Genomic DNA, 15,739 nt, shown 5'->3' on the forward strand with positions numbered 1-15,739 from the left:
GAGGGGATTTTAAAAATGACAAAGAGAATCATATCAATCTAATAATTAATGCTATAAATCAAGGTTCCGAAAAAAAAACAGCCAGAAATCCAATACCATCCAATGAAATACATCACCCTAATCCTCCTTTTAATCACAGCAGCAGCCTCAGCCCAAACCATCATCAAGCAGGATGAAAAAATTAAACAAATGGTTGATGAGGTGTCGTCCAAAAACATCGAGACTACCATTCGCAAATTGGTAACCTTTAAAAGTAGACATACACTGAGCGATACCACCAGCAAAATCACCGGCAGCGGTGCGGCGCGTAACTGGATCAAGGCAGAAATGGAAAAATATGCCAGCGAATCGGGTGGAAGAATGACCGTTCAATTTGATACGTTCACGCAGCCTAAGGGCACACGCATTGATAAACCGGTAAAACTTAAAAACGTACTGGCCATATTAAAGGGTACCGACCCGGCCGATACACGTGTATACCTGGTATCGGGACATTATGATTCAAGGATTAACGATGTAATGGATGCCAACGGGGTAGAGCCCGGCGCCAATGATGATGCATCAGGTACCGCGCTTTCTATGGAACTGGCAAGGGTGATGGCTAAACGGTCGTTCCCGGCAACTATAATTTTTATGACGGTAGTAGGGGAGGAACAAGGGTTATATGGATCTACAAACGTAGCCAAACGCGCCAAAGCCGAAAACTGGAACGTAGATGCCATGCTGAACAATGATATTGTAGGCAATACCCACGGTATGGAAACAGACCTTAAGGATAACCGCAGCGTTCGTGTTTTTAGCGATGGGATACCAACCAATGCTACTGATAAACAGGTGGCGGCCTTAAAATCATTAGGAGGCGAAAATGACAGTCCCTCGCGCGAGCTGGCCCGTTATGCCAAAGAAACCGGCGAGCGGTATGTTGACCAGCTTGATGTAAAACTCATTTACCGCCGTGACCGTTACCTGCGTGGTGGTGATCACCTGCCGTTTTTGGAACAGGGCTTTACGGCCGTGCGGTTCACCGAAATGAACGAGGACTTTAACCGCCAGCACCAGAACATCCGTACGGAAAATGGAGTGGAATACGGCGATCTGCCCGATTTTGTTGATTTTAACTATGTGCAAAAAGTAGCCCGCATGAACTTGTCTGTACTGGCCAATCTTGCCTCAGCACCCGGTCGGCCGCAAAATGTAGGCATCATAACCAGCGATCTTACCAATAAAACCAAACTCACCTGGGAAGTGCCGGCTACCGGCAAAAAACCAGCCGGTTATTACGTATTGATGCGCGAAACTACGAGCGCTTTTTGGGAAAGGAAATTTTACGTAACCGATACAACCGCTACGCTGGCTTACTCAAAAGATAATTACTTTTTTGCAGTACAGGCCGTAGATGCCGATGGACATGAGAGCTTGCCGGTGTTTCCTAAACCGGTGAGGTAGGGCCCAAAAAAGTCCTGTCATTCTGAGCGATAGCGAAGAATCCATTATTGAACTTTAAAAGCTGACGATGCATGTCGGTAAATAGATCCTTCACTATCGTTCAGGATGACAAAAAGGAAAAATATTGTAAGTTTGTATTATGTATTTCTTTAGAAAAAAAGATCCCAACAGGCCAACAAACATTAATCTGCGCATTATGCATATTATAAATGCTATTGCCATAACTATGTTTTTAGCTGGCATCATCTATAAGCTGATACAAGTGTTCATACTCAAAAAATGATGGAAATAATAAACACCAATAACGCGCCTGCACCTATCGGGCCATACAGCCAGGCAACTGTTGCCGGTAATTTTGTATTTGTTTCGGGCCAGATCCCGCTTAACCCTGCTACCGGCGAACTGGTAACCAGCGGTATTAAAGATGAAGCTGTGCTGGTAATGGAAAACATTAAAGCCATTTTAACTGAAGCTGGCATCGGTTTCGAAAACATTGTTAAAACCAGCATATTTTTAACCGACCTTGGGAATTTTGGCCAGGTAAATGAAGTGTACGGCACTTATTTTACCGCTAACTTCCCGGCCCGCGAAACGGTACAGGTATCTGCATTGCCAAAAGGGGTAAATGTGGAGATCTCGGTTATTGCAGTAAAATAAATTGAAGTTTTAAAAGGTTTGTCATCCTGAGGAACGAAGGATCTATTCGCAGGCAGTACAGGGCGAATAATAGATGCTTCAATGCGTTCAGCATGACAAATTGGTTAAAATAAACATGTCATCCCGAGGAGTGAAATTTTGGGAAACTTTAAAAAAAGGCTGTCCTGCTGAGCCTGTCGAAGCATGTGGGCAAAGGCCTCTACGCGCGACCCTTCGACAAGCTCAGGGTGACAGGCCTTTTTAGAATGCAAATACGTTAAATAACAAACGCGTCATTGCGAGGCACAAAGCAATCCCAAACTATACAGGGCGAACCTGCAAATCGGAGATTGCTTTGTTCCCCGCAATGACGATTTTATAATATATGGTTCTCAAATAAACCTATGGATCCTTTTCAAACACCCATCGTATACCTAAAAGGTGTTGGCCAGGCACGGGCCGAAGTTTTGAAAAAAGAATTAGGTTTAGCTAATTTCGAGGATTTGCTGCGGCATTTTCCTTTCCGGTTTATAGATCGTACCAAGTTTTATAAAGTAAAAGATATTCAGTCAGATCTGCCTTATGTACAGGTGCTGGCCCGCGTCATTAGCAAACAGGTAGTGGGCGAAAAGCAAACCAAGCGCCTTGTAGTACAAACCCGTGATGACACCGGCACACTGGAACTGGTTTGGTTTAAAGGAATTAACTGGATAGAGAAAACCATTGTTCCCGGTACGGTATATATCGTATTTGGCAAGCCCGGTTTTTTTAACGGGCAGGCGCAAATGGCGCATCCCGAAATGGAGATATACTCACCTGCCACCATGCAGCGGCAAGGAAACGCTACTTTGCAGCCGGTATATAATTCTACCGAAAAGCTAAAGCAGTTTCAGCTGGATAGTAAGGGAATCCAGAAACTTACCTCCGTTTTATTAGGTCTGCATGCTAAGGATATCAATGAGAATTTACCGCTGTATATCCTCCAGCACTTTAAACTAATTGGCCGTGCAGAGGCCTACAGGAATATTCATTTCCCCGCGGATGCCAACTTACTGAATGAGGCTCTGCATCGCTTAAAATTCGAAGAACTATTTCTTTTGCAATTGAAGCTATTGCGCAATAAGCTGCTGCATACTCAAAAATTTAAAGGGAATGTTTTTAATACTGTTGGTCATTATTTTAATGATTTTTATCACCATAAGTTGCCCTTTGAATTAACTACACCTCAAAAACGGGTGCTGAAAGAGATAAGGCAGGATACCCAGCGTGGTGTGCAGATGAATCGTCTTTTACAGGGTGATGTGGGTAGCGGTAAAACCGTTGTAGCATTGATGGCCATGCTGATTGCTGTTGATAATGGCTTCCAGACCTGTATCATGGCGCCTACTGAGATATTGGCCAGTCAGCATTTTCAAACCATCAGCAGTTTGGTAGGCGAGGGCTTTATAGAGGTGGCATTGCTAACCGGCTCTACCAAACAAAAAGACCGTAAAATACTGCATCAGAAACTGGAAAGCGGCGAATTGAAAATACTCATAGGTACCCATGCTTTGATAGAGGATAAGGTGCAATTCAAAAACCTGGGCTTTGTGGTGATTGATGAGCAGCACCGTTTTGGCGTGGAACAGCGGGCAAAGCTATGGCGAAAAAATATTGTACCGCCCCACATCCTGGTGATGACGGCCACGCCCATACCCCGCACCCTGGCCATGACCTTGTATGGCGACCTGGATGTATCTGTAATTGATGAATTACCCGCCGGACGCAAACCTATCCAAACACTTCATTTTTTCGAAAATCAGCGCCTGCGGGTTTTCGGCTTCATGAAAAAAGAAATTGCGCGGGGCCGGCAGATCTATATTGTATATCCCCTGATCCAGGAAAGTGAAAAGCTCGATCTGAAAAACCTGGAGGATGGTATCGCGGTTATGTCGCGCGAGTTTCCTTTGCCCGATTATCGCATCAGTATAGTTCATGGCAAACTAAAACCTGCCGATAAGGAATTTGAAATGCAGCGCTTCATCAAAGGCGAAACGCAGATCATGGTAGCAACCACGGTTATCGAGGTGGGGGTGAACGTGCCCAATGCTTCGGTAATGATCATTGAAAATGCCGAGCGGTTCGGTCTGTCGCAACTACACCAGCTGCGTGGCAGGGTAGGGCGTGGAGCCGAGCAATCCTATTGTATTTTAATGAGTAGTCATAAGTTGAGTCAGGATGGTAAGATCCGACTGGATACCATGGTAAAAACCAATAACGGCTTCGAAATTTCTGAAATTGACCTGCAGCTGCGTGGCCCCGGTAATTTGGATGGTACCCAGCAAAGCGGTGTGCTCGATCTTAAAGTGGCCAACCTGGCAACAGACCAGGAGCTGTTATTTAAAGCCCGCAAAACTGTTGAACAGATATTAGCTAAAGACCCTCAACTGGCCCTGCCCGAAAACCAGGTCCTGCACCATTCCTTCCAAACAAAAAATGCGGGTTTAAGCTGGGATAAGATCTCCTGAGTCTTTCATTATTGCCGCAAAATATTACATTTGTTTCCGACTGACTTTTGTTGATCATTTCATCAATAATTATCGTGCATAAACGTACATTATTGATGATTTATCGCCGTTTATTGACTAATTAATTTCGATGAAAAAAAGATTTACTCTACTATTTTCTGTGCTGTTATCAGCAAACCTGCTCCACGCGCAGGACTCATTAACCATCCGTAAAATTTACGATGAAGCCCTTGTAAACGGCAAAAGCTATGAAAGCCTGCGCTACCTGTGTAAAGGTATCGGTCAGCGTTTAAGCGGTTCGGCCAACGCCCAAAAGGCGGTGGACTGGAGCAAGCAACTGATGGAAAGCTACGGCTTTGATAAGGTTTATTTGCAGGAAGTTATGGTTCCGCATTGGGTTAGGGGCGCAAAAGAAACCGCCTTCATCATTGATGGCAAAACCCGTATCCCGGTGCCGATAGCAGCATTAGGAATGACGGTTGCTACACCAAAAGAAGGAATTACAGCAAACGTTATTGAAGTACAAAGCCTGAAAGAGGTAGAAACTCTTGGAGAAAGCGTTATAAAAGGTAAAATAGTTTTCTTTAACCGGCCCTTCGATCCAAGGTTTATTGAAACCGGTCGTGCTTACGGAACTGCTGGTGATCAGCGTTTTATGGGGCCGGCTGTTGCGGCCAAATATGGCGCTGTAGGTGTTATAGTTCGCTCACTTACCGAATCACTGGATGATTATCCTCATACCGGTGCAACTTTGGTTGATAAGGATGGGAAGAATATCCCGGCAGCAGCGATATCAACAAAGGCGGCTAACAGGTTAAGCACCATGCTTAAATTGCGTAAGCTGCCATTGGTTAAATTTTACTTTAAGCAAAGTTGCCAAACACTGCCCGATGTGTTATCATACAATGTAGTGGGCGAGTTAACCGGTACCGAGCACCCCAATAAGTTTATCACTGTAGGTGGCCACCTTGATTCATGGGATCTGGCCGAAGGTGCTCACGATGATGGTACCGGAGTAATGCAGTCTGTTGAGGTTTTAAGGGTATTTAAAGCGATAGGATATCGTCCTAAAAACTCAGTACGTGCTGTATTTTTCATGAACGAGGAAAATGGTGACAAAGGCGGCGCCAAATACGCCGAGCTTGCTGCACAAAACAAAGAAGAACATATTGCAGCTATTGAAACAGATGAAGGCGGCTTTACGCCACGTGGCTTTAGTTTCGCGGATGTATCCAATGATTTTATAAAAAAGATAAACAATAACTGGAAAGCTTTATTTGAGCCTTATGAAGTTGATCAGCTGACCATTGGCGGAGCTGGTACAGATATTGAGCCCATGAAAGAGAAATTGCCAGGAGTAATACTGATAGGGTTCAGGCCGGATTCTCAGCGCTATTTTGATATCCACCACACACCAAACGATGTTTTCGAGAACGTGAACAAACGCGAGCTTGAACTGGGTGCAGCAGGTATAGCATCCTTAATTTATTTGATAGATCAGCACGGGTTATAATTTCAGATATGCAGATTGTAGATGTGCAGATGTTAGATGTGCAGATATGCAAATTTCAAATGTGCAGATTAAGTATATAGATTAATAACTCTTTCCCGCCGCCTGTGTCCTCACAGGCGGCTTTTTTATTCTGTTAGATTAGGAAGCCTTACTTTGATAATTGCAATCTGCATATCTGTACATCAACATCCCGCATCACAAAAAAATCCTGTTAATACTGCAAAATCTTGTTAAACGTGTCGTAAATTTGCGGCACATCTAAAATAACACTGTGGCCGAAGAAGGAGATAGTAAACCCAAAATTGATTCCTTTGCAGCATTGCGATATAAAGATTTCAGGTCTTACATCGGGATGCGCTTTTGTTTCACCTTTGCATATTCAATGCAGGCCGTTGTAATCGGCTTTTATATTTACCAGTTAACAAAAAGCGCGTTTGCGTTGGGGCTTGTAGGTTTGTGCGAGGCCATACCGGCAGTGTGTATCGCCTTATATGGAGGTTATATTGCCGATAAGTCCGAAAAGCGCAAAATGCTGTTATTCATATTTAGCGGGGTAATTCTTACCTCTCTTGTAATGTTTACGGTTACCCTCAAAAGCATGAGCGGGGTTATCCATACCGGTTGGATAGTACCTGTCATTTATATCATGATCTTTTGCAATGGTATTGCCCGGGCCTTTTACGGACCTGCAACTTTCACCATTTACGCGCATAGTATACCCAAAGAATTATATCCTAACGGAAGCACCTGGAGCAGTTCGAGCTGGCAGGTTGCGTCTATCATAGGTCCGGCGGCTGGTGGCTTAATCTATGGCTATTCTGATAAGCTGATCCCTGGCTTAAGCGGTATTACAGCAACATTTGTTGTAATTATCTTTTTCTTGCTGGTATCGCTAATGCTTGTAGCATTATTACGTAAGTATCCGCCGGTATTTGTACCTAAGGAAAGTATTTGGAAAAGCCTTTCTGAAGGCATCCACTTTGTGTTTAGCAATAAAATGATGATTGGCGCCATGAGTCTTGACCTGTTCTCGGTTTTTTTTGGAGGCGCTGTGGCATTGTTACCCATATTTGCCAACGAAATATTAAAAGTAGGAGCCGAAGGATTGGGCATTATGCGGGCAACCTCGTCATTAGGCGCAGTATTAACCATGCTGGTTATGACCAGGTTTTCGCCTATGGGTAAGCCCTGGCGTAATTTGCTTATCGCGGTAACGGGTTTTGGCGTTTCCATTATCTGTTTTGGTTTATCGCGTAGCTTTTACCTGTCGCTATTGTTTTTATTTACCGAAGGAGCATTTGATAGCGTTAGCGTTATTATTCGCGGTACCATTATGCAGCTGTTAACTCCAGATCACATGCGCGGCCGTGTATCGGCAGTAAACCAGATGTTTATCGGCTCATCAAATGAGATAGGCGCTTTTGAATCAGGAACGGCTGCCCGTCTGTTGGGTACCGTGCCTTCAGTGATATTTGGTGGAAGCATGACTATGATCATCGTGGGCATTACCTACCTTAAAACTAAAAAGCTGATCCCATTATCGCTACAACAGATACAACCACCCAAGGTGGAAGCTGAAACATCTGTTTAACCACGTGGGTATTTATATTTTTATCACCTAACAATAATGGTAAAATGATTCCAAGGGGGATATTGGATATAGCTTATACAGATGTGTTCAGGAGTCTGTATTATTGTTTCCTGGATTTTTTTAAAATTAAAGAAGTATATAACCCTCCTACAAATGCGGATGAGGTGATCTGCCTTTCTGTACGTTCTGGCTTTGATGTTTTATTGAGCGCGCTTGATTTGCCCATAGGGAGCGAAATAATAGTTACCAGTATCAATATCCCCGATATGTTTGCTATTATAACTGCCCATCAATTGGTTGCTGTGCCGTTGCCTGTTAATAAAAACACGTTGAGCATTTCGCCACAGCATTTAAAAGAGGCTGTTACGCCCAATACAAAGGCCATATTAATTACCCATCTTTTCGGCGTTATCACAGATCTGGATGAAATTGCGGCCATAGCTAAGGAATATAACCTAATGGTGATTGAAGATAGGGCACAGGCCTTTGCAGGACCTGTTCTTAGCAGGGATATACTATCGGATGTAGTCATGTTTAGTTTTGGACTTATCAAAACTAACACTACGGTAAGTGGTGCTTTACTTCAAATAAAATCTCCTTCCATTTGCAGTAAAGTAATTGCGCTTAACAGGCAATTACCCACGCAGCGCAGTTCTGTTTTCTTCAAAAAACTTTTCAAGGTTTTAGTGATGAAGATACTTACCGCTAAAGTTATTTATACTTTGTTCTATAAAATATGCATAGGCAAAGATTTTGATGCAGTGTTATCCGGCTTTACAAAGGGTTTCCCCGGCGAAAGTATGCTGGTAAAAATAAGATTTCAGCCTTGTGAGCCAAACGTCAGCTTGATTAACAGCAGACTGAAAAACTTTAAAGTGGATGTTATTGATCAAAGGAAAAAGCTGGCATCGGATATTTTAAAAGATGTTTCGGCAACGATGTTAATTGGTGCGGGCGCAAAGCAGCATAACCATTGGGTTTTACCTGTAAAAGCAGAAAAAACCGCTATGCTTATTGATTATTTACGATCAAACGGATTTGATGCAACCCAAAAGGCATCAAGCCTGGTAAAGCTTTCATCACCGGTAACAGTAGTTAACGATGATGAGCTTAATCTTGAAAATTTGGTTTACTTGCCCATGTACCCCGGTATGAATACCCTTGAAAGGAACAGGCTGGCAGCGTTGTTAAAAAGCTTTGCCAGCGCGTAAGTTATCATCTACGCCAACACGCTATCTACCCAGGCCTTACCCCAGTTTTCAATTTCTTCGACGGTCCAGAGTGATGGATAAAATATACGTTTCTGGAAACGCGGAGGCAGGTATTTTTGCCAGTTGGTGCCACCGGTAGCTTTAATTTCTTCGGGCTCGCGGTTAAGGTAACGTACGGCAGATTTATAATGCGATAGCGGCCAGTTCACATTTACATTGATGTCTAGCTGGCGCAACTCATTTTTTAATTCGGGGGTAAACTGACCTGCCGCTTCAAATTTGAGGGCCAGGGTATTAAAATTATAATTTGCCGCCGCTTTTCCAAGTTCAATGAAAGTTTTGGAGTACTTTTTTTCGAATTGTTTAAGTGTCAAGGTTTTTTTTCCGGTTGATAGCTCGGTTGCTCCAAATTTCCAGTAAAGGTATTCAAACTGCTCTTCGATGGGGGCATCACGCAATTCTTCCCGTTTATCTTTAGCAACCAGGTTGATAAAATCGGTAGCATAAATTTCAATCATACGGTATTGTCCTGATTGAAATCCGCTGGCGGGTAATAATGACATTCTGAATTTGAGGAACTGCTCTTTCTCCATACCATCAACCATAATCTCGAATGATTGGGTTAAAGCGCCAAAATAACGGTTAATGCGTTTTAGCCGCGCTGTTAAAAATTCTACGGTTAGTGGTTGGGCTTCTGCAATCTGGTGGCACTCGTGCAGGGCCAGCTTAAAGTAAAGTTCGGTTATCTGGTGATAGATGATGAATATTTCTTCGTCGGGGAAAGGTGTTTTAGGGCTTTGCAGGCTCAGTAAAGTATCCAGGTGGATATAATCCCAATACGTTAAAAAATCGGCATACAGTAGGCCGTCTAAGTATGAGTTCATATCCTGGCCCATGGCCTCATATTTTTCTTGTAGTTGCGACAGGCGCTCCTCAATTTCGGAATGGAATTGCATGGCCAAAGTTAATAAAAATGAAATGAGCTTAAATAGGGGTATTGATCTGCAAAAGATAAAACATTTTTGAGATGAGAGCGTATTATGTCTGAATCTGAATTTATTGGATTAACGAATTGCTAAAATTTTATGTTCTTGTTTGATGTATAGGTAATTCTGTTAATTTTATAGAACCAGAAAAATTCGGTTTATTCAAATCCTTAACCCTTAAATATCATGAAAATCAATAATGTACTCATAGGCGTTGACGAGAGTACCTTCGCCCACAATGCCGTTGCTTATGGCTTTGATATTGCCCGCAAGTATAACGCGGCAGTTGGTTTAGTACATATTATTGAACCCGTTATATATCCGCCCGATACTAACGATGGCTTAGTCGGTATGTCCATGGATCCAGCTATGGGCCAGATGCAGGTTGAGCTTGTAAACCTACAGAGTGAGCACTCATCAACCGTTATAGAGAGTTTGATAAAAGAATTTGGAACCGGGCTGGTTGTAACTAAGTTTATTGAATTTGACGATACAGGTAATGGGATAATAAATTGTGCAAAACAATTTAATGCAGATTTAATAGTAGTAGGCACCCACAAACGCTCTGGTCTTGATCGTTTGCTGTCGGGAAGTATAGCGGAGAGCGTCATCCGCCACTCAGATATACCTGTAATGGTAGTACCTTTTGCAGAATAGGTCCGGTTCGGGGTTCGTGTTGCGTGGCTCGGGTGGCATAAGTTTAAAAGCTTTCGCTATGAATCCATGCAACCCGAATCCTGAAACCTTAATAAAGTAATCTGAATTTTATGGTATGCTCAATGGCCTTTAGCTGATTGAGTACTTCGGTATCATAACCAGTGTTCACGTCAGTTATTACGTACCCTATTTGGGGGTTGGTAACCAAAAACTCGCCTACTATATTGATGTTATGGCGCGCAAATACATCATTTATTTTGGCCAGTATGCCCGGTACGTTTTTGTGGATGTGAATTAGTCGGTGAGCGTTGTTAACCCTCGGTGGCTGCAGATCAGGGAAGTTACAGCTTGTATGCGTTTTTCCCTCGTTCATGAAAGCCATAACTCTTTTGGGGATAAAATCGTTGTTATGGGGGTTATGCTTAGGGTCGTCAAATATGATAATGCCGCAATCAGTAGCTGCATCGGCAAGTTTGCGGTTGCATTTTCCAAAAATACCTATCACTTTTAACCTGCCTGCATTCTGGATCTGCTCTGGATTAGGCTGATGCCCTTCATCACAGAATAAAACTCCCGCTTCTTCTAAATATTTTTCTTCAATATCTTCCCTGTTGCGGATGTTGTAACCTTCCTTTTTCATCTGCGCCTGGGCATCCTCATCAATATTGCCTACTACCAGGCATTTAATGCGGTTTTTAGGATATGATATAGCCCTCGGCAGTTTATTAATGTACAGGAACTCATCAAAACTTGGGGTAATATGGTCGGCTTTTTCGGCTACAGATTTACGTTCAATATTCTCGGTAAAAGCAAAGAATTTTTTGATCATGCCTGATTCCTTTAGCTGGAAATCAGAATAGCCATCACCAATGCCATAAATATCACCTGGCAACTGTAATTCTTTCAGCAATTTAACCTTACCACCCTCTTGCGAAAGGGGATTGGTGCGGTCGTAACCCACAATATTACCTTCTTCATCAAACTCGAAGGTATTGGCGTAAATGTTTTCTTTTTTGATGTGATACTCGGTAACCACTGGCGTAATAAACTCTTTAAAACCACCTGATACGATCAAAACCTCGTCCTGGTGATTTTTAAAGAAAATGGTATTACGGGAAAATGATGTAGATACTTTTTTCTTAAGATGGCTTATCAGCTGCTTTAAATGATCGCGGTTGGCCTGCAATAATTTAACCCTTGCTTCTAAACTTTGGGTAAAGGATAACTTGCCTTCCATAGAGGCATTGGTTAAATCTTCAATCTGTTTGTAAATGCCCTCCCTGTCGGGGTGATTTTTGAGAGATATACGGGCCAGTTCGTCAAGGGCCTCAACCTGTGTAAACGTGCTGTCGAAATCAATAATAAAGTACTGCTCCATCTTGGGTGCAAAGGTGCGAAAAATTTTGTAGATAGAATAAGTAGAGTTTTATTAGTTGGTTGGCTGAGCTGTTATTTTACTTTATTATAGAAAACGCCGTTGCCCTGAGGGGGCCGTATTTAGATCACAAATTATCATGATCTGCTAATTATTTCAACGCCTCACTAATCTCCTTAACCGTTTTACTTATCGGCTTAAACTCAATCCCAATAGCCTTTTTAATTTTTGAGTTATCAAACTCGCGTGTAACAGAGGCTGCCTGTGCAGATGTTTTATCAATAGCCGGATCGCCGCCTGTAAGCGCGGCCCAAACAGCAGCTCCGCGCCAGCCAATTTCCATCAGCCAGGGTTTGGCTAAAATGGCAGGCGGCTTTATACCGAATCCCTGTGCGGCGGCTGTAGTTATAGCTTCATAGGTATGGTTTTCGGCGGTAATGATATAGCGCTCGGCTGTAATATTGCTGTTCATGAGGCCCGTCATACATTTAGCCACGTCTTCCACATCAACAAAACCGATACTGCCGCTGGTGTAAAATTTAAGCCCTTTACGTATAGTCTCGAACAAAGCGCCACTACCTTCCTTACCAGCACTCGCGCCTATAATAAGCGACGGATTTACAATTACAGCATCCAACCCTTCGGCAATTCCCCGCCATACTTCCATCTCGCTTTCCAGCTTGGATATGGCATAGCCATCATTTTCTGTTGATTGTTCTAGGTGATGATTCTCGGTAGTCAATTCACCTGGTTTGGCAAGGCCTATGGCAGCAATGGAGCTTACATGAACCATCCTGATGCCCTTTTCTGTACATAAATTAACCAGGTTGGCTGTACCGGTTACGTTTGTATTGATCATCGGCTCTTTATCAGCAGCTTTGAGGGATACCCATGCCGCGCAATGGTAAACCTGTGTTACACCTTCCAGCGCGTTTTCTAATGCAAAAATATCCAACAGATCGGCGTTAACCCATTCAATTTGCGCTTGAAAAGAAACCAATAAATTGGGTATAGTTGAGGTGGTCCGTTTAGTACAGCGAATACGCGCACCGGATTTAGCCAGTAACTTTGCCAGTTCGGCCCCGAGAAAACCTGTTGCGCCAGTAATAAGAATCATATGTGCAGATTTCAGATGTGCAAATATGCAGATATTAGTTAGATGTGCATACGTGCAAATTAAGTTCGTTGACGTCGCCGTTTCAGATGTGCAGATGATCTCAATCGGACAAAAAAGATATGCATATCTACTATTTTCATATTAAATTTCACATCTGTATATCAACCCTTATATCTACACATTTCAAATTTGCACATCTGCACATCAATCTGCACATTTGCACATCTGCATATTTGCACATCAAACATTATGTCCTTAGCTGATTTTTTTACACCCATTGATCTTAAAAAGATCGCTCCTAAAAAGGGGTATTATACCAGCCAGCTTGGCGATAAAATTGTGCATTATTCTGTCGATTTTCCCGATCTGGAGGAAAAAACAGACCTCGCCATTATTGGTGTTATGGACGATAGAAACGCAACCGATAACCAGGGCTGTGCTCTTGGTCCGGATTACATTCGCGAAAAACTGTATCAGCTTAACGAGGGCGGCTATAATTTAAAAATTGCCGATCTGGGCAATATTGTTGCCGGGGCTACAGTTACCGATACTTATTTCGCGCTTAAAACTGTGGTGTCTGAATTGGTTAAAAAAGATATCATCCCCATTATTATAGGTGGCGGGCAGGATCTTACCTACGCCCAATACATGGGATATGAAGATCTGGAGCAAAAGGTAGACCTGGTGGTGATTGATTCAAAGTTCGATTTGGATGAAGACGAAACATCCGGAAGTTTGGAAACCACCTCGCAATCTTACCTCAATAAAATATTTTTACATGAACCCAACTACCTGTTCAATTTCAGTAACCTGGGTTATCAAACTTATTTTGCCAGCCAGGAGAGCCTTCGGGTTATGGATAAGCTATACTTTGATGTACACCGCCTTGGCGAGCTAAGCGGCAATATAGCCATAACGGAGCCCGCTATCCGTAATGCCAGTATGATCAGTTTTGATGTGGGTGCTATCCGGTCATCAGATGCAATGGGTAATGCCAATGCATCTCCCAACGGTTTTAACGGGCAGGAAGCCTGCCAGCTATGCCGCTATGCCGGGTTTAATGATAAACTGAGCTCTATAGGCTTTTATGAATTTAACCCCGCTTATGATAATAATGGCCAAACAGCTATGTTACTGGCGCAAATGATATGGTACTTTGTTGATGGTTTTTATGGCAGGAAAAGTGATTTTCCGCTCAATCCCAAATCACAATACCTTATTTACAAAACCAGTCTTAAACATGAAGACCAGGAGGTTGTATTTGTAAAAAGTAAAAAATCAGATCGTTGGTGGATGCAGGTACCTTACCCAAGCGGCGGATCGCGCAATGAGCGTTTTCACCTGGTGCCTTGCAGCTATGCCGATTATAAAACAGCCACATCCGGCGAGCTGCCCGACCTTTGGTGGCGTACTTATCAAAAATTAAACTGATAATTACAATTAGAACAGCATTTTAACGTTATCAAAACTTACAGTTTTTATATTCTGATGAAGAAAATATTTTTTTTAGTAACTGCATTGCTGCCGGTTATGGCATTTGCTCAAACTCCTGAAACCTTTACCATTAACGGCAAAATAGGAAGCACTGGCGCTCCGGCTAAAGTTTATTTATCATACCAGTTAGGCGCTAATAGCATTATCGACTCTGCAAACGTGGAGAATGGTGCATTTAGTTTCACCGGCAAAATGCTAAATCCCGTTAATGCAACATTGGTAGTTGACTATAAAGGATTGGGTATTGAAAAATTTACGCAGCAATACTCTGATGGCAGAACACTTTCCAATAACGCCGATAACCTGAGTTTTTTTATTGATAAGGGTACAGTAACTATTACCAGTAAGGATTCTTTAAAAAAAGCACAGATTACAGGTTCGCAACTTAATATTGATAATGTAAAACTACAGGAGCAACTGAAAGGTATCAATATAAAAGCCGAAAGATTAATGGCCGAGGTTAAGGCTGCAACACCAGAACAGCAAAAATCGCCAGCGTTTCAAAGCAGTATGCAGGCAAAATACAAAGCGCTGCAAACCCTGCAGAGTTTTACTTTAAAAAGCTTTATAACCGATAACCCTAATAGTTACCTTAGCTTACTTGCCTTAAGTTCGGTAGGTGGGCCATCGCCTGATCCCAGCGAAATTCAGCCATTGTACAATTCGTTATCGCAAAGTGTAAGGGAAACCGAGGCGGGTCGGGTTTTAAAAAGCCAGCTTGATATGTTAAAAGCGACTGCTGTTGGTTCAGTAGCGCCGGATTTTACACAGAATGATGTGAACGGTACGCCTGTTAAACTATCATCATTTAGAGGTAAATATGTATTGCTTGATTTTTGGGCTTCATGGTGCGGCCCATGCCGCCAGGAAAACCCTAACGTGGTACGCAACTATAACAAATACAAAACAAAAAACTTCACAATATTAGGAGTATCATTGGATAAAGCCGAAAGCAAATCGGCCTGGCTTGCCGCCATTAAAAACGACGGACTTGACTGGACCCAGGTATCTGATCTTAAATACTGGAACAATGCGGTAGCCGCACTTTACTCCGTAACCTCTATCCCTCAAAATTACCTGATTGGTCCCGATGGAAAGATCGTTGCCAAAAACCTTCGTGGCGAAGACCTTGATGCCAAGCTGCAGGAATTGTTTGGAAAGATATAATTTGGTGAGTGGTGATTGAGTAATACCTGTCAGTTAAAC

Annotated in this window: 13 protein-coding genes; 10 read left to right on the forward strand and 3 right to left on the reverse strand. The window is 42.7% G+C overall.

The features are described from left to right. Positions 1-102: 102 nt before the first annotated feature. The 7 genes from AC1DYB_RS18140 to AC1DYB_RS18170 all read left to right on the forward strand — a co-directional run bounded on the left by AC1DYB_RS18140 (position 103) and on the right by AC1DYB_RS18170 (position 8,904). The gene (locus AC1DYB_RS18140) at positions 103-1,446 is read left to right on the forward strand and encodes a M28 family peptidase (RefSeq protein ID WP_477436999.1); all 1,344 of its coding nucleotides are present in this window, start codon (positions 103-105) and stop codon (positions 1,444-1,446) included. A gap of 139 nt (positions 1,447-1,585) precedes the next feature. Continuing rightward, on the forward strand, positions 1,586-1,729 hold the full coding sequence (locus AC1DYB_RS18145; RefSeq protein ID WP_366086741.1) for a DUF6728 family protein: 144 nt from the start codon (positions 1,586-1,588) through the stop codon (positions 1,727-1,729). Beyond that, entirely contained in the window at positions 1,726-2,103 is a 378-nt protein-coding gene (locus tag AC1DYB_RS18150; RefSeq protein ID WP_477437000.1) for a RidA family protein, read from the forward strand. The genes AC1DYB_RS18145 and AC1DYB_RS18150 overlap by 4 nt, the downstream gene beginning before the upstream one ends. A gap of 383 nt (positions 2,104-2,486) precedes the next feature. Beyond that, complete coding sequence (gene recG, locus AC1DYB_RS18155) at positions 2,487-4,589, forward strand: ATP-dependent DNA helicase RecG (protein ID WP_477437001.1); 2,103 nt, start codon at positions 2,487-2,489, stop codon at positions 4,587-4,589. 130 nt (positions 4,590-4,719) lie between these two features. After that, positions 4,720-6,102, forward strand: coding sequence for a M20/M25/M40 family metallo-hydrolase (locus AC1DYB_RS18160; protein WP_477437002.1), 1,383 nt, complete (start codon positions 4,720-4,722; stop codon positions 6,100-6,102). 271 nt (positions 6,103-6,373) lie between these two features. After that, positions 6,374-7,693: an MFS transporter gene (locus AC1DYB_RS18165; protein ID WP_477391658.1), complete on the forward strand. Its 1,320-nt coding sequence runs from the start codon at positions 6,374-6,376 to the stop codon at positions 7,691-7,693. 44 nt (positions 7,694-7,737) lie between these two features. Beyond that, positions 7,738-8,904 carry an aminotransferase class V-fold PLP-dependent enzyme gene (locus tag AC1DYB_RS18170; protein ID WP_477437003.1) on the forward strand — a complete coding sequence of 389 codons (1,167 nt, stop codon included), beginning with the start codon at positions 7,738-7,740 and terminating at the stop codon, positions 8,902-8,904. A gap of 8 nt (positions 8,905-8,912) precedes the next feature. Here AC1DYB_RS18170 and AC1DYB_RS18175 read toward each other — a convergent pair whose 3' ends face one another. Further along, positions 8,913-9,860 carry a tryptophan 2,3-dioxygenase family protein gene (locus AC1DYB_RS18175; protein ID WP_477437004.1) on the reverse strand — a complete coding sequence of 316 codons (948 nt, stop codon included), beginning with the start codon at positions 9,858-9,860 and terminating at the stop codon, positions 8,913-8,915. 216 nt (positions 9,861-10,076) lie between these two features. On the opposite strand from AC1DYB_RS18175, the gene AC1DYB_RS18180 reads away from it, so the two are divergent. After that, positions 10,077-10,547, forward strand: coding sequence for a universal stress protein (locus AC1DYB_RS18180; RefSeq protein ID WP_477437005.1), 471 nt, complete (start codon positions 10,077-10,079; stop codon positions 10,545-10,547). Between the two features lie 88 nt (positions 10,548-10,635). Here AC1DYB_RS18180 and AC1DYB_RS18185 read toward each other — a convergent pair whose 3' ends face one another. Together AC1DYB_RS18185 and AC1DYB_RS18190 are read right to left on the reverse strand one after the other, a co-directional pair. After that, positions 10,636-11,925: an HAD-IB family phosphatase gene (locus AC1DYB_RS18185; protein WP_477437006.1), complete on the reverse strand. Its 1,290-nt coding sequence runs from the start codon at positions 11,923-11,925 to the stop codon at positions 10,636-10,638. A gap of 148 nt (positions 11,926-12,073) precedes the next feature. Next, positions 12,074-13,039 (reverse strand): SDR family NAD(P)-dependent oxidoreductase, encoded by a 966-nt coding sequence (locus AC1DYB_RS18190; protein ID WP_477437007.1) that lies wholly within the window; start codon positions 13,037-13,039, stop codon positions 12,074-12,076. A gap of 249 nt (positions 13,040-13,288) precedes the next feature. Here AC1DYB_RS18190 and AC1DYB_RS18195 point away from each other — a divergent pair, with 249 nt between their 5' ends. Together AC1DYB_RS18195 and AC1DYB_RS18200 are read left to right on the forward strand one after the other, a co-directional pair. Further along, positions 13,289-14,470 (forward strand): formimidoylglutamase, encoded by a 1,182-nt coding sequence (locus AC1DYB_RS18195; protein ID WP_295712840.1) that lies wholly within the window; start codon positions 13,289-13,291, stop codon positions 14,468-14,470. 57 nt (positions 14,471-14,527) lie between these two features. Continuing rightward, positions 14,528-15,700 carry a redoxin domain-containing protein gene (locus AC1DYB_RS18200; protein ID WP_477437008.1) on the forward strand — a complete coding sequence of 391 codons (1,173 nt, stop codon included), beginning with the start codon at positions 14,528-14,530 and terminating at the stop codon, positions 15,698-15,700. Positions 15,701-15,739 lie beyond the last annotated feature (39 nt).

The sequence above is a fragment of the Mucilaginibacter sp. P2_A4 genome, assembly GCF_056405015.1.